The sequence below is a fragment of the Betaproteobacteria bacterium genome (genome assembly GCA_009377585.1).
Lineage (GTDB): Bacteria > Pseudomonadota > Gammaproteobacteria > Burkholderiales > WYBJ01 > WYBJ01.
This window is the reverse complement of record WHTS01000099.1, coordinates 1-22,508: the sequence shown is the minus strand read 5'-3', so window position 1 is coordinate 22,508 and position 22,508 is coordinate 1. Positions and strand designations below refer to the sequence as shown.

General features: G+C 66.7%; 24 protein-coding genes. 15 read left to right on the top strand and 9 right to left on the bottom strand.

Annotation, left to right across the window (positions count from 1 at the left end; genetic code table 11):
• The first annotated feature begins 179 nt into the window (after nt 1-179).
• Complete coding sequence (locus tag GEV05_23465) at nt 180-1,001, top strand: glutathione S-transferase family protein (GenBank protein MPZ46290.1); 822 nt, start codon at nt 180-182, stop codon at nt 999-1,001.
• Here GEV05_23465 and GEV05_23460 read toward each other — a convergent pair.
• Both GEV05_23460 and GEV05_23455 read right to left on the bottom strand, forming a co-directional pair.
• The gene (locus tag GEV05_23460) at nt 904-1,680 is read right to left on the bottom strand and encodes an NAD-dependent protein deacylase (GenBank protein ID MPZ46289.1); all 777 of its coding nucleotides are present in this window, start codon (nt 1,678-1,680) and stop codon (nt 904-906) included. The genes GEV05_23465 and GEV05_23460 overlap by 98 nt on opposite strands.
• A gap of 63 nt (nt 1,681-1,743) precedes the next feature.
• Nucleotides 1,744-3,699, bottom strand: a complete 1,956-nt coding sequence (locus GEV05_23455) for a cyclic nucleotide-binding domain-containing protein (GenBank protein ID MPZ46288.1) — start codon at nt 3,697-3,699, stop codon at nt 1,744-1,746.
• Between the two features lie 174 nt (nt 3,700-3,873).
• Between GEV05_23455 and GEV05_23450 the strand changes: the two genes are divergently transcribed.
• Nucleotides 3,874-5,073 carry an acyl-CoA dehydrogenase gene (locus GEV05_23450; GenBank protein ID MPZ46287.1) on the top strand — a complete coding sequence of 400 codons (1,200 nt, stop codon included), beginning with the start codon at nt 3,874-3,876 and terminating at the stop codon, nt 5,071-5,073.
• A 174-nt stretch (nt 5,074-5,247) separates the two neighbouring features.
• On the opposite strand, the gene GEV05_23445 is transcribed toward GEV05_23450, so the two are convergent.
• Complete coding sequence (locus GEV05_23445) at nt 5,248-5,889, bottom strand: sigma-70 family RNA polymerase sigma factor (protein MPZ46286.1); 642 nt, start codon at nt 5,887-5,889, stop codon at nt 5,248-5,250.
• Complete coding sequence (locus GEV05_23440) at nt 5,886-7,526, bottom strand: histidine kinase (protein ID MPZ46285.1); 1,641 nt, start codon at nt 7,524-7,526, stop codon at nt 5,886-5,888. The genes GEV05_23445 and GEV05_23440 overlap by 4 nt, the downstream gene beginning before the upstream one ends.
• A 168-nt stretch (nt 7,527-7,694) precedes the next feature.
• On the opposite strand from GEV05_23440, the gene GEV05_23435 reads away from it, so the two are divergent.
• Genes GEV05_23435 through GEV05_23390 form a run of 10 tightly spaced genes read left to right on the top strand, consistent with a single transcriptional unit; the run spans nt 7,695 to nt 15,240 of the window.
• Complete coding sequence (locus GEV05_23435) at nt 7,695-8,336, top strand: cation transporter (protein MPZ46284.1); 642 nt, start codon at nt 7,695-7,697, stop codon at nt 8,334-8,336.
• The gene (locus GEV05_23430; GenBank protein MPZ46283.1) at nt 8,333-8,611 is read left to right on the top strand and encodes a pH regulation protein F; all 279 of its coding nucleotides are present in this window, start codon (nt 8,333-8,335) and stop codon (nt 8,609-8,611) included. Before GEV05_23435 ends, GEV05_23430 begins: the two co-directional genes overlap by 4 nt.
• Nucleotides 8,608-9,045, top strand: a complete 438-nt coding sequence (locus tag GEV05_23425) for a hypothetical protein (protein MPZ46282.1) — start codon at nt 8,608-8,610, stop codon at nt 9,043-9,045. Before GEV05_23430 ends, GEV05_23425 begins: the two co-directional genes overlap by 4 nt.
• Before the next feature lie 34 nt (nt 9,046-9,079).
• Nucleotides 9,080-9,592 carry a DUF4040 domain-containing protein gene (locus tag GEV05_23420; protein MPZ46281.1) on the top strand — a complete coding sequence of 171 codons (513 nt, stop codon included), beginning with the start codon at nt 9,080-9,082 and terminating at the stop codon, nt 9,590-9,592.
• Nucleotides 9,589-10,005 (top strand): Na(+)/H(+) antiporter subunit B, encoded by a 417-nt coding sequence (locus tag GEV05_23415; GenBank protein ID MPZ46280.1) that lies wholly within the window; start codon nt 9,589-9,591, stop codon nt 10,003-10,005. The genes GEV05_23420 and GEV05_23415 overlap by 4 nt, the downstream gene beginning before the upstream one ends.
• Nucleotides 10,002-10,358, top strand: coding sequence for a Na+/H+ antiporter subunit C (locus GEV05_23410; protein ID MPZ46279.1), 357 nt, complete (start codon nt 10,002-10,004; stop codon nt 10,356-10,358). Before GEV05_23415 ends, GEV05_23410 begins: the two co-directional genes overlap by 4 nt.
• Nucleotides 10,355-11,836: a monovalent cation/H+ antiporter subunit D family protein gene (locus GEV05_23405; GenBank protein ID MPZ46278.1), complete on the top strand. Its 1,482-nt coding sequence runs from the start codon at nt 10,355-10,357 to the stop codon at nt 11,834-11,836. Before GEV05_23410 ends, GEV05_23405 begins: the two co-directional genes overlap by 4 nt.
• On the top strand, nt 11,833-13,311 hold the full coding sequence (locus tag GEV05_23400) for a monovalent cation/H+ antiporter subunit D family protein (GenBank protein MPZ46277.1): 1,479 nt from the start codon (nt 11,833-11,835) through the stop codon (nt 13,309-13,311). The genes GEV05_23405 and GEV05_23400 overlap by 4 nt, the downstream gene beginning before the upstream one ends.
• Nucleotides 13,312-13,370: 59 nt before the next feature.
• Nucleotides 13,371-13,556 carry a hypothetical protein gene (locus GEV05_23395; GenBank protein MPZ46276.1) on the top strand — a complete coding sequence of 62 codons (186 nt, stop codon included), beginning with the start codon at nt 13,371-13,373 and terminating at the stop codon, nt 13,554-13,556.
• Complete coding sequence (locus tag GEV05_23390; GenBank protein MPZ46275.1) at nt 13,546-15,240, top strand: Na(+)/H(+) antiporter subunit D; 1,695 nt, start codon at nt 13,546-13,548, stop codon at nt 15,238-15,240. The genes GEV05_23395 and GEV05_23390 overlap by 11 nt, the downstream gene beginning before the upstream one ends.
• A gap of 148 nt (nt 15,241-15,388) precedes the next feature.
• On the opposite strand, the gene GEV05_23385 is transcribed toward GEV05_23390, so the two are convergent.
• On the bottom strand, nt 15,389-15,592 hold the full coding sequence (locus GEV05_23385) for a hypothetical protein (GenBank protein ID MPZ46274.1): 204 nt from the start codon (nt 15,590-15,592) through the stop codon (nt 15,389-15,391).
• An 11-nt stretch (nt 15,593-15,603) separates the two neighbouring features.
• Between GEV05_23385 and GEV05_23380 the strand changes: the two genes are divergently transcribed.
• The 3 genes from GEV05_23380 to GEV05_23370 all read left to right on the top strand — a co-directional run bounded on the left by GEV05_23380 (nt 15,604) and on the right by GEV05_23370 (nt 19,721).
• Nucleotides 15,604-16,281, top strand: a complete 678-nt coding sequence (locus GEV05_23380) for a hypothetical protein (protein ID MPZ46273.1) — start codon at nt 15,604-15,606, stop codon at nt 16,279-16,281.
• Between the two features lie 346 nt (nt 16,282-16,627).
• Nucleotides 16,628-17,482: an NAD-binding protein gene (locus GEV05_23375; GenBank protein ID MPZ46272.1), complete on the top strand. Its 855-nt coding sequence runs from the start codon at nt 16,628-16,630 to the stop codon at nt 17,480-17,482.
• Between the two features lie 16 nt (nt 17,483-17,498).
• Nucleotides 17,499-19,721 carry a response regulator gene (locus tag GEV05_23370; protein ID MPZ46271.1) on the top strand — a complete coding sequence of 741 codons (2,223 nt, stop codon included), beginning with the start codon at nt 17,499-17,501 and terminating at the stop codon, nt 19,719-19,721.
• Here the strand turns inward: GEV05_23370 and GEV05_23365 are convergent, their stop codons facing one another.
• The 4 genes from GEV05_23365 to GEV05_23350 form a co-directional block, all read right to left on the bottom strand.
• Nucleotides 19,722-20,186 carry a cupin domain-containing protein gene (locus tag GEV05_23365; protein ID MPZ46270.1) on the bottom strand — a complete coding sequence of 155 codons (465 nt, stop codon included), beginning with the start codon at nt 20,184-20,186 and terminating at the stop codon, nt 19,722-19,724.
• 566 nt (nt 20,187-20,752) lie between these two features.
• On the bottom strand, nt 20,753-20,995 hold the full coding sequence (locus GEV05_23360) for a hypothetical protein (GenBank protein MPZ46269.1): 243 nt from the start codon (nt 20,993-20,995) through the stop codon (nt 20,753-20,755).
• Between the two features lie 431 nt (nt 20,996-21,426).
• On the bottom strand, nt 21,427-21,828 hold the full coding sequence (locus tag GEV05_23355; GenBank protein MPZ46268.1) for a hypothetical protein: 402 nt from the start codon (nt 21,826-21,828) through the stop codon (nt 21,427-21,429).
• Complete coding sequence (locus tag GEV05_23350; GenBank protein MPZ46267.1) at nt 21,825-22,043, bottom strand: DUF433 domain-containing protein; 219 nt, start codon at nt 22,041-22,043, stop codon at nt 21,825-21,827. The genes GEV05_23355 and GEV05_23350 overlap by 4 nt, the downstream gene beginning before the upstream one ends.
• Nucleotides 22,044-22,508 lie beyond the last annotated feature (465 nt).

Here is a 22,508-nt window from a genome sequence, read left to right as displayed (position 1 = left end):
GGCTTTCGTCAATGCGGCAGCCTTTCATGTGGGCATGTATCGCAGCGTCGCACAATGGGAGCGCGACCGGCCCACACCCCTGGCCGCGAAACTGCACGCGGCGGCCTCGCTCGCCCTGTGGGGTACGATCATCTCCTGCGGCCGGTTGCTCGCCTACACTTGAAAGGAGCCTGGCAATCATGGGACAACTGCTCGACGGAGCCTGGATCGCCGACGATGAAGCACTGCGCATTGCGGGCGGACGCTTCGTGCGCTCGCAATCGAGCTTCCGCAACTGGATCACTACCGATGGCAATCCCGGCCCTGCGGGCAACGGCGGGTTCGCCGCCGAACGCGGACGCTACCACCTCTACATTTCGCACGCCTGCCCGTGGGCCCACCGCACCGCGATCTTTCGCGTCCTCAAGCGGCTGGAGGATGCGATCGGCCTTTCGGTGACGCACTGGCGCTCGGGCGAGCATGGCTGGACCTTCGAACCGGGGCCCGGGGTGGTTGCCGATTCGGTCAACGGCGCCGAGTACCTGTACCAGATCTACCTGAAGGCCGACCCGCGCCACAGCGGGCGGGTGTCCGTTCCGGTGCTGTGGGACAAGAAGCTCGGGACGATCGTGAACAACGAATCGTCCGAGATCATCCGCATGCTCAACAGCGCGTTCGATGCGTTCGGCGCGGCTGCCGGCGACTACTACCCCGCCAACCTGCGCGACGCGATCGACGCGATCAACGACCGGGTGTATGCGACCCTCAACAACGGCGTCTACCGTGCCGGCTTCGCGCGCACGCAAGCCGCATACGAAGAAGCGGTCGTGCCGCTGTTCGAGACGCTCGACTGGCTGAAGGCGCGGCTCGCGCGCAACCGCTACCTCGCCGCTTCGGCGCGCCGCACACGCGCGGCTGAGACGGCTAGGCCGCAACTGCGCACAACTGCGGCAGCACCGTGCCGATCGGCTCGCGGATCACCGCATCCGCAAGCGAATCGAACTGCGTCGGCTGGGCGTTGACGATCACGACGCGCGCGCCGTTCGATTTCGCCAGCGGAACGGCATGCGCGACCGGATACACCTGCAGTGTGGAGCCGACCGCGAGCAAGAAATCGGCTTCTTCGGCCACCCGCAGCGCCCGATCGATCACCTCGGGCACGAGCGCCTGGCCGAACGAGATGGTGTCGCTCTTGAGAATTCCGCCGCAGTCGCCGCACTGCGGATCGTCCTCGCCCGCGCGCACGCGCTCGAGCGCGTGCTGCATCGGCCCCCGCCAGCCGCAGTCCAGGCACATCACCTTGTGCACGTTGCCGTGCACCTCGATGACGAGCCTGGGCGAGTTGCCCGCCTTCAGATGCAGTCCGTCGATGTTCTGGGTGACGAGGGCGTGCAGCTTGCCGTGGCGCTCGAGCTCAACCAATGCTTCGTGCCCGGCGTTCGGCTGCGCCGTGAACGCGGGGTGCTCGAGGCGCGAGTGCCACGACCGGCGGCGGATCTCCGGGTCGGCGAGATAGTTCTGGATGGTGGAGAGCTTCTCGGCTTCGGGATTGCGCGTCCACACCCCGTTCGGGCCGCGGAAGTCGGGGATGCCGGATTCGGTGGAAATGCCGGCTCCGGTCAGAACGACCACGCGGCGTGCCGCGCGCAGCCAGCCGCGGATCGTTCCCAAGTCGACTTCGGTCGGCGTCTGTTTGCTCATCGCTCATCCTTGCAGCGGGCGGGCAAGCACGCACCAGGCGCTGAGTTTCCCGCGCGGCCCCTATTATGAGCCGGCGCCGGTGCGAAAAGGCCACTGCTCCAGCGCCTGCACCGCATATTCGTAGGCGCGGGTCTCGACCCGGTCGAGGGTCTTGAAGTCGAGCAGGTTGATGCCGCGCAGCGGCGGACGCAGGTAGAACTCGACCCGATCGGCGATATCGCGCTCGGCTGCGATCGAGCTCAGCATCGCGCCGCGAAACAGGATCTCGAGGATGTTCGGGATCGGCATGGCGCGCCGCCGCCAGGGCCGCGCCGCCAGCAGGCGCGCGGGCGAGGGGAAGTCGGTCCAGCTGCGGTCGACGCTCAAGTCCTTGTCGGCGCTTACGTCCACGGCGACCACCCGTCCCGGGCACAGGTCGCGCATCGTCTCCACCGGCAGGTTGGTCAGCACACTGCCGTCGATCAGCAAGTCGCCGTTCTCGCAGGTCGGCGGACCCACGCCAGGGATCGAGATGCTTGCTCCGACCGCGCGCCAGATCGCGCCGCGGTCGTGCACGCGCAGGGTCGCCCGACTCAAGTTGGCCGACACGCAGAAGTAGCGCATCGGCAGGTCCTCGATGTTCGTTTCGGCGAACAGTCGCGCGAGCATCCTGGCGAAACGCTGGCCGCGAATGAGCGAGACGATCGGCACGGTGAAGTCCAGCAGCGAGCCGCGGCGCAGGAACTCGTCGTGCGCCCGCGCCTTCATCTCGCGCGGGCTCACGCCGGCGGCCGCCTGCGCCCCGACGATGGCCCCGCCGCTCACGCCCCCGATCGCGTCGACCTCGATGCCCGCTTCCTGCATCGCGCGCAACACCCCGATATGCGCGAAGGTGCGGGCGCCGCCGCCACCGAGCAGCAAGCCGATGCCCTGCCCGACAAGGAGCCGAGCGAAGCGCGCGACCTGGCCGTCATGGCCGTCGGCGACGTGATGCCATGCCTGCACGCTCGGCAACGCGCCGAGCCAGCGATCCATCGCGCCGGCAACCGGTGCGCCGCCATTGAGCAGCACGAATTCGCGGCGGGCACTGCCCGCCGCTGCCGCAAACTGCGTCGCCATGCGAGGGGTCGGGGGCGTATCGTCGCCGGCGCGCGCGACCAGCACGATACGGTCGGCCTGGCGCTCGCACAGCCGCGACCAGGCCGGATCGGCTTCGTCGGCTTCGTACAGGACATAGGCGTAACGCTCTTCCTGCTCGTTCAGCCAGGCGAGCAGACGCGTGTCCTCGCCGCCGCCGCGCGCGAGCTCGTTCGCGCCTTCGGCAAGCGCGCCGCCGGCGGCGGATCGCGTCACGTGCAAGGTCGGTCCGATCGCACCGAGGGCGCGGGCCAGACGCTCGCAGAACTTGCCGATACGGCCGCCCGGGACGGCCGGCACGACGCATACGGTGGAAAGGAAATGCGTGACTGGCGCGCCGCGCAGGCTCAGCTTCAAGCGCTCGACCAGCTGCCGGGCGAGCTGGGTCATGACGCGAGGGTACTGCTCCACGACCCGCTCGAACGCCGAGTGCGACAGCGCGAGCAGCATGCTGTCGCGGATGGCCTCGACCCTGGCCGAGCGCCGCTCGCCGGTGAGCAGCGCCATCTCGCCCACGCTCTCGCCGCGACCCAGCTCGGCCACGACCCGCCGGCCGCCGCGCCCGCCCGCGACCGACACCCGCAGGCGCCCATGCACCACGATGTACAGCGTGTCGCCGGCTTCGCCCTGGTCGAACAGCATCGCGCCGCCCGCGAGCTGCACCGGCTGCATGACCGCGGCGACTTCCTGCAGGGCGAACGGGTCCAGCTCGGCGAGTACGCCGACGCGCTCCAGCGGCAGGCCGGACGCCAGCATGTTCATCGTTTCGTAGCTCCCTGGGCGGGATCGCGCATGCGCCCGCCGACCGGCATTCGAAGCGGCCGCCGAGCTGGAATGTCGCCATCCTTCCGGCCGTTTGGACGCAATGCCCGCGGTCGCGTCGAATGCCGGCCGATTGCCCATAGCATAAACCCTCCAGCCGCGCTGCCAATCGGCCTTTTGGGTGTCGCGCAGGGTTTCAGTGCGCAATGCTAACCGGCGCCAACCGTATGGCGCCACGCGAAAAGGCGCCTTTCCCTGCACCTGATTTACGCCACGGTTAACAGCGTAGCCGCTTCACGCGATAATCGTGGCGCCATGGATGCCACACGCCGCAGCTTTGCCGATGTCGATTACGAGGAAGCGCTGCGCCGTGCGCGCGCCATCGTCCCGCTGTTGCAGGAAGAGGCGGCCGCGGGCGAGGCCGCCACGCGCGTCAGCGACAAGGCCATGGCCGAACTGCACGAATCCGGCCTGTTGCGCTATCACCAGCCCAAGCGCTGGGGCGGCATGGAGCTCGATTTGCGCGCTCTGGTGGACATCCCGGACATCCTGGGCCAGGGCGATGCGTCGACGTCGTGGACGGTCGTCAACCTCGCCGGCCATCACCGCCTGCTATCGCTCTATAGCGAGCAGGCGCAGGAGGAGATCTGGGGCGAGGACCCGGACGCAGGCATCGCTTCCGGCATCGCGTTCGTCCAGGGCGAGGCGCACCGGGTCGATGGTGGGCTCCTGCTTTCCGGCAAGTGGGGATTCTCTTCCGGCGTCGACCACTCGGAATGGAACATGCTCGCCTGCGTGGTGAAGGACGAAGCCAAGCCCGTGGACTGGTGCATGTGCCTCGTGCCCAGGCGCGACTACGAGATCATCGACGACTGGCAGACGCTCGGCATGCGCGCCACCGGCAGCCGCTCGGTGCGTTGCACCGAGGCGTTCGTGCCGGCGCATCGGGCGGTCTCGTTCCATGTCGCCCGCCCCGGTCACCAGTTTCCCGGTTGGGCGCTCAATCCCAATCCGATGTATCGCATCCCGCTGTCGGCATTTGCCGGCTACGGCATCGGCGGCACCCTTATCGGCAATGCGCAGGCGGCGATCGACACCTGTATCGATCTCGTTAAAGCACGCAGCACGAGCTACACCGCGGCGCGCATGCGCGACTTCCAGACCGTGCAGTGGCGCATCGCCGAGGCGGCGGCGAAAGTCGATTGCGCGCGCACGTGGCTGCGCCAGGACTGCATCGAGGCCGAGCAGTGGGTGGCGAGCGGCCGCGGCTTCGATACGGAGATGAAGCTGCGCTACCGGCGCAACGGCGCCCTGGCGGTGCGTCTCGTTACCCAGGCGGTCGACAGCCTGCACGAAATGGCCGGCGCCAACGGCATCTACGACAGCTACCCGCTACAGCGCATGTTTCGTGATGCCCACGCCGGCGCCGCGCACATCAACTTCAGCGCCGACGTGCAGTTTCCGGGCTGGGGGCTGGTCGTCCTGGGCGGGGAATTCAAGAGCCCGACGCTTTAGGGAACCTCTGGTTAACCTGATTCGGCGTCATTCCCTGCGCACGCGGGAATCCAGAGTATTCAGTTCCATCCTGGATTCCCGTTTTCACGGGAATGACGTTGTTCAGCAGCATAAGGCGCCCCGCAGCTGTCCACGGGCGGCCAGCACGCCCTCGCGCGCAGCGTCTGTTGTCGTTCAGGCGTTGGTCTCGGATCCGAGCTCGCCGTCGCGCTGCGCCCGCAGGCTCAGACGCACGAGGTCCGCAATGCTCGTCACCTGCAGCTTCTGCATCACGCGCGCCTTGTGCACCTCCACCGTGCGGGCGCTGATCTCGAGCTCCGCCGCGATATCGCGATTGTGCCGCCCGGCCACCACCCGCTCCATGATCTCGCGCTCCCGCGGCGTCAAGGTCGCCAGCAACCTGGAGAGATCGCGGTCCCGGACATCGATTTCGCTTCGCGCCGACTGGCGCGCGAACGCCTCCTCGATGGAGGCGATCAGGCGTTTGTGATCGAGCGGCTTTTCCAGGAAATCGACGGCACGCGAACGAAACGCCCTGCGGGCCGATTCGACGTCGCCATGACCGGTGACGACGATGACCGGCATGTCGCAGCCGATCTCGTTCAGGCGCTGCTGCAGCGTGAGCCCGTCCATGCCGGGCATGCGCAAGTCGAGCAGCAGGCACCCGCGCCAATCCGGCCGGTAGCCATCGAGAAAGCTGGCCGCATCGGCGAACAACGCCGTCTTGTAGCTGCGCACGCTGAGCATGAGCCCGAGCGCATCGCGCACCGATTGGTCGTCGTCGACGATATAGACCGTGAAGTCGTTGCGGTTCATGACACGCTGCCCTCCTGCAGCGGCAGCAGCAGCTTGAAGACGCCGTTGCCGCCCGCTTCGCCCCACAGCCGCCCGCCGTGTGCCTCGGCGATCGAACGGCTGATCGCCAATCCAAGCCCCAGGCCGCTCGACTTGCTGGAATGGAACGGCTCGAACAACCGCGCCGCGTCGGCAGCGCCAGGCCCGGGACCGCTATCCTCCACCGTGAGGACGATGCGACCGGGTCCCGCCGCCTCGGCGCCGACCCGCACCCAACGTCCCTGGTCCGCGCCCGCTTCCACGGCTTCGAAGGCATTGACGAGGAGGTTGCGCATGACGACCTCGATCTGCAGCCGGTCGACCAGCACGCACGCCTCGCCGGCGCGACCAACGCTCAGCTCGATCGCGCTGCGAGCCGCGCGCGCGGCGAACGGCTCCGCCGCCGAGTTGAGCAGCTCGGCCACCGGCACCCGTTCGAGGCGCGTATCGCCGGTGCGGAAGAAATCGCGCAGCCGGGTCACGACATCGGCCGTACGATGCGACTCGGACACCATGCGCCTCACCATGTCGAGTAGCCGCTCGCCCTGCTCGCCCTGGCTGATCAAATCCTCGCACGCCGCTCCGTAGGCCGACATGGCGGTCAGCGGCTGGTTCAATTCGTGCGCGAGTGCGGCCGCCATTTCCCCCGCGGCGGCCAGTCGCAAGCTCTGGCGCAGCTCCGCGCCCAGGCGCCGCTGTTCGTCGATGAAGACGCCGACCAGAAATCCCACGAGCACCAGCACGACGGCAAGGGCCTGCACGTCGAATACCGTCACCGTGGTGAAACCACGCAACTGCACCGCAGCGATGATGGCAAGCTGCGCCAGCGTCGCCGTGAGCACAGACCCCGCCAGGCCGCCGCGCAACGCAGCCCACACCATCGGCAGGAAGACGATATAGAAGTAGCGCACGTCCGTATCCGGGCCCAATCCGAGCGTCACGCCTACCGTCCCGAGCATGACCACGCCGTAGAGCCAGGTCTCCCACCGGTGCAGCACGCTGGCGAGAAAGGCGCGGCCGCGCTCGTCCATCAGCATGGCGAAAAGCGGCATGGTGATGAGCACGCCGACCGCGTCGCCGATCCAGTAGCGGGCGAACGCCTCCAGCCACTGCCAGCCCGGGAGCACGCCGGTTACGACCAGCACGCTGACGAACGCCGCGCTCACGCACAGCGTACCGGCGATCACGAGCACGATCCACGCGAGTAGTGCGCGGTGATGCGTGAACATGAGACTGCGGTCGAAGCGCCGGCGCATGATTTCGCCCAGCGCGGTATAGCCGCCCGCCAGCAGCGTCGCAATCAGCAGCGTAAGCGGAAAAGTGGTGGGCAGGTCGCGCACGACCGAGTCGGCGAGAACGATCGCGACGAACAGGATCGGCGCGACCCTGGCGCCGAAGCGCATGACGAATGCAAGGCCCAGCGCCGGGCCGGGACTCCAGGGCGTGATGTTGAGCCCGTGCATCGCATGGATGTAGCTCGCCCAGTCGAGCAGAACGTAGCCCACGACGAGCAAAGCGCCGTGCGTCCATCGCAGGCGGCCGGGGGCCAATGGGGCAGTCAAGGATTCCATCGCGTCGCGCCGGTTGAAATTGTCGGCAATCGTTTCTCGATACGCCATTCGCGCAGCCCCTAGGGGAAACACGTATTGTGCCGTCGCTCCCGCTCGGACGCGAGCAAGCCCGGGGCGCGTCGCCTCGATCCGGGCATGGCGTACGAGGTCCGCGAATTTTCAAGCGCTGCTCGCATCGCTAGGATGGGCCGTGTCCATTGCACATCCGTCCGCGCCATGTCCAGCATCGTTTCCGAGCGAAAGAGCGAAAGCAGCGAGCACGCAGCCGCCAACCCTGGGGCCGCGCCCATTGCGCCGACTTCCGCTTCGTCCTCTTCCGCTGCGCCTTCCTCCCCTGCATCGTCTTCCACTGCCCCCGCTTCGGCTCCGCCGTCGGTCCTGCAGGCGCTAAGCGTCTGGGCGACGCTGCTCGTCTTCTGGCTGCTGCTCTCCGGCATGTACACGCCCTTCCTGATCGCCGCCGGCGTGGGCTGCGCCCTGGTCGTCACGCTGATGGCCAAGCGCATGCACCTGATCGATCGCGAGGGTCATCCCATCCATATCTCGCTGCGCGCCCTCTTCTGGTACTGGCCCTGGCTCGTCAAGGAAATCGTGAAGTCCGCCTGGCAGGTCACCTGCGTGGTGCTGCATCCGAAGCTGCCCATCTCGCCCACGGTGGTGCGCTTCAAGCCGTCGCAGCGCAGCGACCTGGGACTCGTGATCCACGCCAACTCGATCACCCTCACGCCGGGGACCCTATGCATCGAGGCAACGGGCGATGAATTCCTGGTGCACGCGCTGACCGCCGAAGGCGCGGCCGGGACTTGCGCCGGAAGCGACATGGACCGGCGCGTCTCGCGCCTGGAGGCCGCCGAATGATCCTGCTCGCAGTCGCCGCCGCACTGCTCGTGTCGATCGCGCTCGCCCTCGCACGGGCAGCCCTCGGGCCGAGCATCTTCGACCGCATCCAGGCAGCCCACACGGTAGGGACGTGCGCCATGGTGCTGCTGGCGGTGATCGGATTCATCAACGGCCGTCCCGACTTTCTCGACCTCTCGCTGGTGTATGGACTGCTGAACGTCATCGGCACCGTAGCGATACTGAAGTTCTTCCGCCACGGCGGCATGGGCGAAGCGGAGGAGCGCACGCGATGAGCCTGGTCGGGGAGATCGCAGCCGCGGCGAGCCTCATCGCCGGGGCGTTCTTCGCCGTGGTGGGCGCGATCGGCCTGATCCGCATGCCCGATTGCTACACGCGCATGCACGCCGCCAGCGTGACCGAAACCCTGGGTGCGGGCCTGCTGCTGTTCGGGCTCCTGCTGCATGCGGGCGTCACGCTGAACGGCGCGAAGCTCGTCATGCTGGGCCTGCTCATCTTCTTCGCCAGCCCGACCGCGACCCACGCGCTGGCACGGGCCGCGTTCATGCGCGAGCCGGCGCGCACGAATTCGTCCGGGAAAGACGCCTCGACACAAACATCACGGATTGCACCCTCGACCTGCGTGGCATCTCTTCCCGCACCCCCAACCCCTCTCCCGGGGGGAGAGGGGAGCGTCGCGTGCCCGCCAGGCGGGCAGGTTCCTAGGTAGAGCCGTCATCGACACGCTGATCATCGACGGCCTGATGCTGCTCATGGCGATCGCCGTGGTGGTATTGGCGCGCACCCGCAACCTGTTCGCGGTCGTGGTGCTGGCCGGCATCTACAGTTTCCTCATGGGCGCGGTGCTGGTCGCGCTGGACGCCGTCGACGTGGCCATGACCGAGGCTTCGGTCGGCGCCGGCGTGTCGACCGTGCTGCTGCTGAGCGCGCTCGCGCTCTGTCGCAGCGAGGAGGCGCGCCCGACGCAGCGGCCCTGGCTGCCGCTTGCCGTGGCGCTGACGACCGGCGCGATGCTGGTGTACGGCACGCTCGGTTTGCCGTCGTTCTCCGATCCGGACGCGCCCATTCACCGCCACGTCGCGCCGCGCTACCTGCAGGACGGTCCGCACGAGACCGGCATCCCGAACATTGTGACGGCCGTGCTCGCGAGCTACCGCGGCTACGACACGCTCGGCGAAACGACCGTGGTGTTCACCGCCGGCGTGGGCGTGATCGTGCTGCTGCGCCGGCTGCGACGCGGGAAGGAAGAGCGATGAGCGGCGATCTCATCCTGCGGGTGGTCGCAAAGATCCTGATCCCGTTCATCCTGCTGTTCGCGGTGTACGTGCAGTTTCATGGCGACTACGGTCCGGGGGGCGGCTTCCAGGCCGGCGTCATCGCAGCCGCCGCGGTCGTATTCTACGGGCTGATCTGGGGCCTCGAGGACGCGCGCCGGATCGCACCCGACTGGCTGGTCGAAGCCATGGTCGCGGGCGGTGTCCTCCTCTATGCCACGGTCGGGCTCGCCGGCATCCTGCTCGGCGGCAACTATCTCGACTATTTCGTGCTCGGCACCACACCGGTCGACGGCCAGCACCGCGGCATCTTCTGGGTCGAGGTCGGAGTGGGGGTGACCGTCTCCGGCGTCATGCTCAAGATCTTCTACATGTTCGCGGACCGGCGAGCATGAGCCAGTTCGGGCCCTTCAGCTACGCCGTCACCGTGTTCCTCATGGTGGCGGGACTGTACGTGGTGATCGCGCGCAACAACCTCATCAAGAAGCTGGTGGGCCTGAGCATCTTCCAGACCGCGGTGTACCTGCTCTACATCGCGCCGGGCAAGTTGATCGGCGGCACCGCCCCCATTGTCGCGCCCGGCTTCGACACCTATTCCAACCCCCTTCCGCACGTGCTGATCCTCACCGCGATCGTCGTCGGCATCGCGACGATGGCGCTGGGACTGGCATTGGTCGTGCGCATCCGCGAAGCATACGACTCGATCGAGGAAGACGACATCCTGCGCGAGGAGCGCAGCCCGCGATGAATCTCGCCGCGCATCTTCCGATCCTGCCCGTGGTCGTGCCGCTGATCTCGGCGCCGATCGCGGTGCTGTCCCGCCGCGGCAGCGTGGCCTTCGTGCTCGCGACGGCGGCAAGCTGGGCCGCGTTGGCGCTCGCGGTGGCGCTCTGGATGCAGATCCAGAGCCAGGGCGTGATCTCCTACGCCATCGGCAACTGGCCGCCGCCCTGGGGCATCGAGTACCGTATCGATGCGCTGTCGGCGTTCGTGCTGGTGCTGGTCGCCGGCGTAGCGGCGATCGTGCTGCCGTATTGCCGCCGCAGCATCGAAGCCGAGCTGCCGCGCGAGCAGCATTACCTGTTCTACGCGATGTTCGCGCTCTGCCTCGCCGGGCTGCTCGGCATCGTCGCCACGGGCGATGCGTTCAACATCTTCGTGTTCGTCGAAATCGCCGCCCTCGCTTCCTACGTCCTGATCGCACTGGGACGCGATCGCAAGGCGCTGGTCGCCTCGTACCAGTACCTCATCATGGGGACGATCGGCGCCACGTTCCTGGTCATCGGCATCGGGCTTCTCTACCTGATGACGGGGACGCTGAACCTCGCCGACATGAGGCAGCGGCTGGCGGGCGTTTCGGACATGCGGCCGGTTCTCACCGCGCTCGCATTCATAACCGTCGGCATGTCGCTCAAGCTCGCGCTCTTCCCGCTGCACCAATGGCTGCCGAACGCTTATGCGCATGCGCCTTCGGCCGTGAGCGCGTTCCTCGCCGCCACCGGCGCCAAGGTGTCGGTCTACGTGCTGCTGCGCTTCTACTTCTCGGTCTTCGGCGCCGGGCTGGTGTTCGAGGTCGGCGTGGGCGAGGTGTTGCTGGTGCTGTCGCTTGCCGCGATGTTCGCCGCCTCCGCGGCTGCCATCTTCCAGAGCGATCTCAAGAAGCTGCTTGCCTACTCGAGCGTGGCGCAGATCGGCTACATCACGCTCGGCCTGTCGTTCGGATCGGTCACCGGATTGACGGCGAGCATCGTGCACCTGTTCAACCACGGCATCACCAAGGCGGGGCTGTTCATGCTGGCCGGCGGCGCCGTGCTCGTCATGCGCGCTTCGAGCATGAGCCGCCTTGCCGGCCTCGGGCGCACCATGCCGCTGACCAGCTTCGGCATCGTGCTCGGCGGCCTGGGGCTGATCGGCGTTCCAGGCACCGCCGGCTTCATCAGCAAGTGGAACCTGATCGTGGCGGCGCTGGAACGCAGTCAGTGGTGGCTCGTGTTCGCGATCGTGCTCAGCTCGCTCCTTGCCGTCGTCTACGTCTGGCGCTTCGTCGAGGTCGCCTACTTCAGGGATCCGCCCGAAAGCGCGCTGCCGCGCCGCGCCCTGCCGCGCTCCATGGCGGTCGCGGCATGGGTCATGATCGCAGCGAGCATCTATTTCGGGCTGGACAGCTCGCTCACCTTGGGCTCGGCGGCGAGCGCGGCGCAGATGCTGATGGGAGCGCGTCCATGAGCCCGGAACAACTGATCGCGACGATCCTGCTGCTGCCTGCTGCCGCTGCGGCCGGAATCGCCGTGTGCCGCTCGAGACCCAATGTGCGCGAAGCGGTGACGCTCGCGACCTCGGCCGTACTGACTCTGTGCGCGCTGGCGCTCCTGCCGAGCGTGCTGGCGGGCGGGCGGGCGCATGTCCATGTGCTGGAAGTGATGCCGGGGCTGCCCATCGCTTTCGAGGTCGAGCCGCTCGGCATGTTGTTCGCGCTGATCGCCTCGGCGCTCTGGTTCGTGAGCGGCCTGTACTCCATCGGCTACATGCGCGGCAACGACGAGACGCATCAGACCCGCTTCTACGCCTGCTTCGCGCTCGCCATCGCGGCCGCGATGGGCATCGCGCTCGCCGCCAACGCCTTCACCCTGTTCCTGTTCTACGAAGCGCTCACGCTCGTGACCTACCCGTTGGTCACGCACCACGGCACCGCCGAGGCGCGCCGCAGCGGGCGGGTCTACCTGGCGCTGCTCATTGGCACCTCGATCGTATTTCTCCTTCCCGCGCTGGTGTTCACCTGGCTGGCAGCCGGGACGACCGACTTCGAACCGGGCGGCGTCCTGGGGGACAAGCTCGGCCCCGTCACGACCGCCGCGCTGCTCGCCTTGTACATGTTCGGCATCGGCAAGGCGGCGCTTATGCCGTTTCACCGCTGGCTGCCCGCCGCGATGGTGGCGCCGACCCCGGTATCCGCGCTTCTGCACGCCGTCGCCGTGGTGAAGGCGGGCGTGTTCAGCGTCGTCAAGATCGTCGTCTATCTGTTCGGCACCGATGCGCTCTCCAGAGGCGTGCCGACCGGCTGGCTCGTTGCGCTTGCAGGCTTCACCATCGTCGCCGCGTCGGTCGTGGCGCTGCGTTCCGACAATCTCAAGCGCAGGCTCGCCTACTCGACCGTCAGCCAGCTGTCGTACATCGTGCTGGCGACGGCGGTGCTGGCGCCGCTGTCGATTGCCGCCGCGGCCCTGCACATCGCCACGCACGCGCTCGGCAAGATCACGCTGTTCTTCGCGGCGGGCTCGATCTATACCGCGACCCACAAGACCGAGGTGAGCCAGCTCGACGGCATCGGCCGGCACATGCCCTGGACCATGACCGCCTTCGCGATCGGCGCACTGTCGCTGATCGGGATTCCCCCGACCGCCGGCTTTCTCAGCAAGTGGATGATGTTCCAGGGTGCGGCGAGCGCCGAGAATTACGCCGTCATCGCCGTCCTGGCGCTCAGCACGCTGCTCAACGCGGCGTATTTCCTGCCCATCATCCATGCTGCCTTCCTGCGCCCGCGGCCTGTGGGCCAGCCGCGGCACGGCGAAGCGCCCTGGCCCATGGTGGTTGCGATCCTGGCGGTGGCCGCCGCAACGCTGCTGCTGCCGCTCGCCTCGGAGATACCGCTCGAGCTGGCGCGCAGCGTCGGCGGCCTGACCGCCTACGGAGGTGGCCCGTGAACGGGGAGCGTCCGCGCTGGCTCGACGCCTCGAGGAACGTCACGCGCCTCTACCGCGGCTTGTGGGCGCTCGCGCTCATCCTGCTGCTGCTCGACTGGATCGTGCCCCGGCACGAGGAGCTGACGTTCGCCGCAACCGCAGGCTTCTACGCGGCCTACGGATTCTTCGCCTGCGTGCTGCTCGTGCTGACGGCCAAGGGCCTGCGGCGCGTGCTGAAGCGGCCGGAGGACTACTATGAGCGCTGAGCTGTCGGTCGCGCTGATCCCGATTCTGGGCGGGCTCGCCGCGGCCTTCGTGCCGCTGGCCGCGAGGCGCTGGCTGCTGCTCGCGCTTCCCTGCCTCACGCTTGCCGCGCTGCTGGCGCTCGAGCCCGGCGCATCGATCCGGCTCGCACTGTTCGGCTTCGAGCTCGAGCCGATGCGCGTGGATGGCCTGAGCCTCATCTTCGGTTACGTCTTCTGCGTTGCCGCGTTCCTCAACGTGCTGTTCGCCTGGCACGCGGTCCAGGGCGTCGAACAGCCCGCGGGCATGGTTTACGCCGGCGCCGCCATCGGCGCAGTGTTCGCAGGCGACCTGCTCACCCTGTTCGTGTACTGGGAAGCGACCGCGGTCGCCTCCGCGCTCGTCATCTGGGCGCGCGGCGGCAACCGCGCCTGGCGCGCCGGCATGCGCTACATCGTGGTGCAACTCGCCTCCGGAATGCTGCTGGCCGCCGGCGCGGCCATCCAGTACGCGCAGACCGGGTCGCTGCAGTTCGCGCAGACGGGGCTCGCAGCACCCGGGGCGGCGCTGCTTTTCATCGCATTCGGCATCAAGGCAGCGTTCCCGCTGCTGCACAACTGGCTGCAGGACAGCTATCCCGAGGCCTCGCCCACCGGCACCGTGGTTCTCTCGGCCTTCACCACCAAGCTCGGCATATACGCGCTCGCGCGCGCATTCCCGGGCACCGAGGAGCTCATCTGGATCGGAACCGTGATGGCGGCCTTCCCGATCTTCTACGCCGTGATCGAGAACGATCTGCGGCGCGTGCTCGCCTACAGCGTCAACAACCAGCTCGGATTCATGGTCGTCGGCATCGGGATCGGCACCGAGCTCGCCATCAACGGCGCGGTTGCGCACGCGTTCGCCGACATCCTGTTCAAGGCGCTGCTGTTCATGTCGATGGGGGCGGTTTTGTTCCGTACCGGCACCGCCAACGGCAGCGACCTCGGCGGACTGTACAAGTCGATGCCCTGGACGACCGGATTCTGCATGGTCGGCGCCGCGTCGATCTCCGCGTTCCCGCTCTTCAGCGGCTTCGTCACCAAGTCGATGATCATGACCTCGGCAGCCGCGGAAGGTTACTCGGGCGTGTGGCTCGTTCTGCTGTTCGCCTCCGCCGGCGTGTTCCACCATGCTGGAATCAAGATTCCGTATTTCGCGTTTTTCTCCCATGACTCCGGCATCCGTTGCAAGGAAGCGCCGATCAACATGCTGCTGGCGATGGGGATTGCGGCGGCGCTGTGCGTGGGCATCGGCGTCATGCCGCAAGCGCTCTACGCGCTGCTGCCGTATCCGGTGGACTACGTCCCGTACACGATGTCCCACGTCGTTTCGCAGCTGCAACTGCTGGTGTTCTCAGCGCTTGCGTTCGCGGTGCTCATGCGAACGGGCATCTATCCGCCGGAGCTGCGCGCGATCAATCTCGACTTCGACTGGTTCTACCGCCGCCCGGCAGTGAGCCTGGCGCGCGGGCTGATCGAGCTCGATGGGCGAGTGCGCGCGCGCCTCGGCGCCCTGATCGAACAGGCGGGACGGATCGGGCTGCGAAGGCTGGAGCGCGCGAGCGGTCCCGACGGCCTGTTCGAGCGCAGCTCCCTGTCCGGACGCATGGCCCTTTGGGTGATGGTCATGCTGCTCGCCTACCTCGTCATGTATCACGCAACCTAGGTCCCCACGCATGCGCTCGCTTCTCCCCATTCGGCAAGCACGCGGCAGCTTCGACCGAACATGGCATTCGATGCTCTACCCGGAGCTGAAGCGCATGCCAGCGCATTACAGGCCGCATGCGTTGCGGCGCGCGCGACAAACCGAGCTGTCACCAGCCGAGCGGGCCGGCATCTTGGCTGCCGTTGCCATTTCCGCTTATGTGCTGCAGCCGCTCGGCAATCCGGCCGCCGGTCTTTTCGTGCATTACCTCGGGCAGTTCCTGCTCGCTTTGCCGGTAGTCGCGTTGCTGGCGTGCCCCTGGCTCGTACGCCGGACCCGGCGCGGATTGCAACGCGAAGCCGAACGTTTCCACGGAGGTGATCCATGTCCAGAGTAGCAAGCCGCAGCGATTCGCCCCGGAACCGAGTGGAGCCGGGCGATGCCGTACCGGACAGCCGCGCCGAGGGCCAGTTCCTGTCGCAGGCGCAGGTCCGCGGTGAGCGCGCCGAGCGATCAAGCGAGATCGCCTCGTCCGGTCACGCGCAAAGCCGCGCACGCGCGCGTGCACAGAACAAGTCGGCGAGCCGCGATGCGCCCCAGCGCCTGCTCATTCCCATCGATGCGACCGAGCGCTCGCGCTGGGCGCTGCGCTATGCGCTCGCGCGCCGCGACCCACCGGTGCACGTCGACCTTCTGTTCGTGGCCGAGCCGGTCACGAGCCTCGAAGTGTTGCGCTTTCGCACCCAGGCCGACATCGCCGACTTTCAGAACAAGTCCGCGCAATGGCTGCTCGAGGACGCCGCGCAGCCGCTGGAGGCCGCCGGCTTGTCGGTCAAAGGGCATTTCCGCGAAGGCGATGTGGCGTGCCAGATCGTGGAAACTGCCGAGCAGCTCGGCGCCGATGCGATCGTGATGCCGCCCCCCCATCCGCTCTGGCTCAATTTCCTCACCCGCGGCATCGTGCGCAAGGTGCTGCGCCGGACCGGCGCCACACCGATCGTTCACGTCGATCGCGACGGGCAGGCCATCGAGCTTCGCGCGCCCGTTTCCGTCTCGCGCTAGCGGAGCTTCCGCCCGACCCGTGCCAGCCGGCTTCTGCACGGCGGAAAGTCGCCTCCGGCCATAGCGGCCTTTCCCCATCGGGCTTTTCATTGCCGTGGTGATCGAGGACCGCGCCCTGCTATTGGCCTGGTGCGGCGATAATGGGTCCGCAGCGGCTGGGTCGGCCCGTATCGGAGCAACCTGATTGCCACAGTTGCGTGCCAATCGCGGTACATTTCAGGCGCTGCAGTTGCTAGGGTGCTCGCTTCGAAGGACAGATGGTCGCGGGGCGTCCGCGAAGACCAATATTCGTTCGACTGGGCGCGCACCCACTTGCGCCGCGTTCGGCGACCGTCATGGAGACTGGATGGCCCAAGCGGTAGGCGTGATCGGACTCGGCGTCATCGGCAGACCAATCGCCGAGCGCATCCTGGGCGCGGGCCATCCGCTCGCCGTCCACGACATCCGGCCCGAGCCCCTTGTCGAGCTCGGCCGCGCGGGCGCCGTTGTTTGCTCGTCCCCGGCGCAGGTCGCCGAGCGCAGCGATCTCGTCATCAGCCTGGTCGTCGATGAAACGCAAACCCACGAAGTTCTTTTCGGCGCGCGCGGCATCGTGCAATCGGTTCGCCCAGGCACCGTAATCGCGATCGGCAGTACGCTCGGCCCGCTGCCGCTACGACGCATGGGTTCGGCGCTGCACGGACACGGCTGCGATACCATCGACATGCCCATCAGCGGCGGCTACATCGCAGCGCGCGAGGGAAAGCTCAGCTTGATGGTGGGTGCAGCGCTGCCCGTGCTGGAGCGCGCGCTCCCCGTATTGCGTACGTTCGCGAACGTCGTCATTCATGCGGGCGATATCGGCGCCGGTCAGGCCGCCAAGCTTGCGCATCAGCTCGTGCTGACGATCAACGCGATGGCCTTGCTGGAAGGCCTGTCGCTCGGAGCCGCCGCCGGCGTGGATCCAGCGGTGCTCAAAAGGATCATGCAAAGCGGATTGGCGGGCAGCACGGTGCTGCAGGTGTGGGAGGAGCTGGGTCCGCGCTGGAAGAAGATGTTCGAAGCGACGCCGCCTGGCGTGACGCCGCCGAACCTGCGCAAGGATTTGCATAGCGCGCTGGCGCTCGCCCACCAGCTCGGCGTGCCGTTGTTCCTCGGCACCCAGGCTTCATTGATCGCGGACTCGGGCATTGCAACCGGACACGACAACCCCGCACTCTAGGGAAAAGAGCCGCCGCATGGGCGCGCGCGCCTACCTTGCGGCCATGGCGGCCGCGGCGTTGCTGCCCGTGCTGCTGGTGGCCGGGTTCGTGCTCAACAACCTGCTCGATGCGCAACGCTCGGCCGCGACCCGTGGCGTACTGGAGTCGGCCCGCGCAATCTCGCTCGCAATGGATCAGGAGCTGGCCACTGCGGAGACGGTCCTGCGCGTGCTGGCGACATCGGCCTACTTGTCCAAGGGCGACCTGGCGCAGTTCCGGCAGCAAGCGATCACTGCGCGCACGGGCGATGGCGTATTCATTGCCTTGTACGGCGAGCAAGGACAGCAGCTCCTCGATACGCGCGTCCCGATCGGCGCTGCGCTCGAAGCCTATGCCGATCCGGAACGCCTGCGCGAGCTGCTCGCCGGTACGCAGGCCCGGGTCTCGAGGCTGCATCGGTCGCGCGACGGCAAGGCGCTCACCGTCATCGTGGACGTGCCGGTCGTCGTCGAGGGTGAGCGTTACCTGTTGTCGCAGATCTATACGGCGGCGCATTTTCAGCGCGTGCTTGCGCAGCACAAAGTGCCGGACAGCTGGATCGTCGGCGTACTCGATACCGACCATGTCACGATCGCGCGCAGTCACCGCGTGGGCGAATTCGTCGGCAGACCCGGCGCGGACATGCTGCGCAAGGCGGCAACCGAGGTCGCAGAGGGACAAATCCGCCACCCCAGCCCGGAAGGGATCGAGGTTTACGAGATCTTCACGCGCTCCCCGCGCTCGGGCTGGCTGATCTCGATCGGAGTTCCGGCGGAGGCGCTCGACGCCGTTGCCGAGCGCGCCGTGGGCACGGCCGCGCTCGGTACGCTGGCGGCGCTCATGGCGGCGGCCGTCATCGCATTCGTTCTAGGCCACCGCCTCAGCGGCTCGATCCGCGACATCGCTCGAGCTGCCTCCGCCCTCGGACACGGCGAGCCGCTGCCGCCCTACCAACCTTCTCTGAAGGAGATCGACGCCTTGCGGGCCTCGCTGGAAGAAACGCATGCGGTGCTCGAACGCGAAACGGAAGGACGCGCGCGCGCCGAAGCCGAGCGCCTGCAGTTGTTCGAGAGCGAGCAGGCGGCAAGGCAGCTCGCCGAGGAGCAGAACCGGGCGAAGGACGAGTTCCTCGCGATGCTCGGCCACGAGCTGCGAAATCCGCTGAGCGCAATCAGCGGTGCCGTCGCCCTGATGAAAGCTCCGAGCGCGCAAGAGCAGCACCGCATGCATGCGCGCGAAGTAATCAGCCGCCAAGTCCAGCACCTGAGCAGGGTGGTGGATGACCTGCTCGACCTGAGCCGCGTCATGACGGGCAAGATCATCCTCGACTTCAAGCCGGCGGATCTGGCTCAGATAGCGGCCAACTGCCTGGCCGCCATGCGAGCGGCGGGCCGCGTCGGCGAGCACGAAACGAAGGTCGACCTGCAGCCGACCTGGGTTAACGGCGATCCTACGCGACTGGAGCAGATCATCGGCAATCTGCTGTCGAACGCATTCAAGTACACGCCACCGGAAGGACACGTCGAGCTCGAGGTCGCAGCCGATGGCGCTGATGCGCTCTTGAGCGTGCGTGACACGGGACTCGGCATCCCGAAGCGCCTGCTGCCGCACGTGTTCGATGTGTTCGTGCAGGGCGATCAGTCGCTGGAGCGTGCGAAAGGCGGCCTGGGAATCGGGCTCGCGCTGGTGCAACAGCTGGTGCATCTGCATGGCGGCAGCGTGCGGGCGGAAAGCGCCGGCGATGGGCGCGGCAGCACATTCACCGTGCGGCTGCCTCGCATCGCACCGCCGGACGCGGACAGTGCCGCCGCGGCGGCGAGCGCCCCGCTGCGTCGTCGACTGCGCGTGCTGGTGGTGGACGACCACGAAGACTCGCGCACGATGCTGCGTCTCTTGCTCGAGCAGACGGGGCATGAGGCCGTGGAAGCGGTCGACGGCATCGACGGCGTACAGCTTGCGCTTTCCTGCCGGCCCGATGTCGCCATCATCGACATCGGGCTGCCCGGGATCAACGGCTACGAAGTCGCGCGTCGCCTGCGAAAGCTGCCGACCGCGGGCGCGATCGGCTTGATCGCGCTCACCGGCTATGGCCAGGACGAAGACCGGCGCAGGGCGCTGCAATCGGGCTTCGACCGCCACTTGGTCAAGCCAGTGGATGCCGAGCGACTCACCCGGGCGCTGGTGGAGGTCACCACAACCCCTGGCCGGCCTGCGGCTTGATCAGTGTGCTTCGTTCCAGCCGGTGGTTTTCGCGCCTTCGGTGGCGATCAGAATGAATGCCATCACGCACGGCTCGGTGCCCCGGTTGTTCCAGTTGTGCAGGGTTCCACGCTGGATCACCACGTCGCCCGGCTTCAGGTGTACCTCGCCGTCTTCCATTTCCATCCACAGTTCGCCCGATAGACAGATCGCGTAGTCCACCGAATCGGTCTTGTGCCAGCGCGCCGCGTTGCCCGGCTCGTAGCGGCCGAACCGGAACACCGAGCCGCCCGCCAGGCTGGTACCCAGTTCCCAGGTGTTCGGATCTTCCTCGGTGGTTTCTGCCGGGAGTTTGCGCGTCGCCCACATGGGGATGTTGTCGAAACCGGGCCGCAGCTTGATGGGCACGATTTCGCCATCCCACTTGATGCAGCTCTTGCCCTCCTTGGTGAAGCCCGTCACGATCCGGCGTCCCGTTATCTTCATTGCGTTCTCCCGATTGGTTGATGCGGCCCAGAGGCCGGCTTGAGTGTAAGACGGTATCGAAGGATCGTCAGTCCGTCTTGGCATCGACGCCCGCCCGCTTGTGGGCCGCGATACGTGCATTGATTTTATTGAGCTTCGCAGGTCGGGTCCAAGCCGGAGGGGCGCAGCGGGGCAGGCACTGAACTTGCGGTAATGGTGGCATGGCTCATACCACCTATCGCTGCGATGTTTGCTCTTCGGAGATTCTCGGCAGCTTCCCGCTGGGCGCTCCGCGCGCGTGCCTGATCTGCCGATTGAGTGCCGAAGAAGCACTGAGCACGGTCGCAGAGCCCCGGGCGTCTTTCCGCGGGCCGGTGCTGTACCGCTCGCGGAGAAGCCGCTTGACCGGCCGGGGAATTACCGCCCTCTTGTCGCCGCGCTAAGCGCGGCTGCCTGCAAGCCAAACACCGGCTGAGCGTTGCGCATCAGCCGGCTCGATTTGTGACAACGGTTGTATTCGAGAGCTTGAGCTCGTCACCGGCTGAGCGTCGCGCATCAGCCGGTTTGATTTGCTTCGACAGCCTCGACTACGAGCCGAAATCGACCTCGATGACGCTCGGCGTGGCCGGCGTTTCCTGGCGGCTGAAAATCACGCGTGTCGTCGGATCGCGCTTGTTGTTGTTATCGATGTCGAACGTCACCTCGCGATAGATCCATACGAGCTTGGCGGGATCGGTTTCGTCGACCGCAGCGGGTTTCCCCACCTTGTCTTGAACTTCCGTCGGCGTCTTGTTCATCACCGTGCCCTTGAAGTCATCACGCGTCTGCACGGGCTGACAGCCTGCCAGAGCCAACATCGCGGCTGCGGCAATGCCGACTGCGGCGGTTCGAAATTTTCTTGCTGTAGCGAAACGTACCATTGCACCAACCTCGGTCTGCCGGGAAAACCGAAGTCTGGAGCACGCGCCTTACTCGAGCCTTACGCAGCGGTCGGCAGCATCCGCCCGAGGTTCGGGTCGAACGTGACGATACGCCATCTCATACACGTCGAACGTTACTTGAAAGTGCAGGGCGCGGAACCGTACGCGCTCGTCACGCGCCCGAAATGTTGTAGTGGGTCCGGCTGGATTCGAACCAGCGACCAGTGGATTATTAGTTGAAAATCAACGAGTTATAAACGACGAAATGGCCCGCCCGCAATCGCTTACGCTCGCCCGGAATCGCTGAGATCGTCACGAAATCCCCACGTTGTTATTTCGGCTCATCTTGATACTGGCAGGTTGCGGATTCGTATTCGAGTCGGTCCTACGACGGTAAGGGATCGCACGAGACGTTCGGCGTCCTGTTGAACCAAGCCCAGAATCCGACTCGGCAATTCCGAGCGCCGAGGCGCTGGGAAACGGATGTAGACGACGCCACTCGATGCGTGCGCAGCCGCAAAGACCAATCGGCCGAAATCGCGATCCTCAGTCAAGAGAATCCGCTCCTCCGACCGCGCCAGCTCGATTACCCGTTCGTCGGGCGCCCCGGGTGCGCGCTCGACTACCGCAACGACATCGTAACCAGACCCGCGCAGCGCGCGCACGACCGAGAAATCACAGCTCTCGTCCGCGAGAAACCGTAACACCCCCGTGGATCTCCGACGGACGTTGGGTGTCGTCAGATGATCTCTTCGTGCGCGAGGGCATCCGCTGCGTAGGTCATGGCGGCGCGGATATCGTCGACAGTGAGGTTTGGATAGGCATCGAGTAGGTCGCGCTCGGACGCTCCTTCCCCGAGTTTTCTCAAGAGGAGCTCGACCGGAATCCGCGTGCCCTTGATCACGGGCTTACCCAGCATGATGGCGGGATTGATTTCGATACGGTCGCTAGCGCTCATGGTCTTATCTCACTGCAATGCCGCATGGCGGTGACACGGAAACCTAGACTCATGGTATAGGCTGCCGTCGGTAAGAGCAATCCTGCTATCCAGCCTACCGCTCGAAGACACGGACCCCGGCCGCCTATCGGCTCGCCCAGAACTGACGGACTGGCTGATCGGCAGCCCGAGCCGACCGCTCGCTCGGTCTGCGTTCCCTGTTCCCCTTCCGGCACGCCCTACAGCACACGGGAGGCGGTAGTGGGGAAGTCCATCAAATAGCCCGCTCGCCAGTGCATCAAGAAGCGAGATCGTGCTCACCTCCGCATGGTCAAAGTAGGAGTCGCGTAGCCCACATTAGCGCGGGGTGGATTTAGAACTTATCCGTAAATAGTATACTGCCATTCCGAGCCGCCTGTGATGCGGCGACGGGGAAACGCGGCGATGGCAAAGAAGCGACCGGCGAAGAAGCGAGTGGCCTCCTGG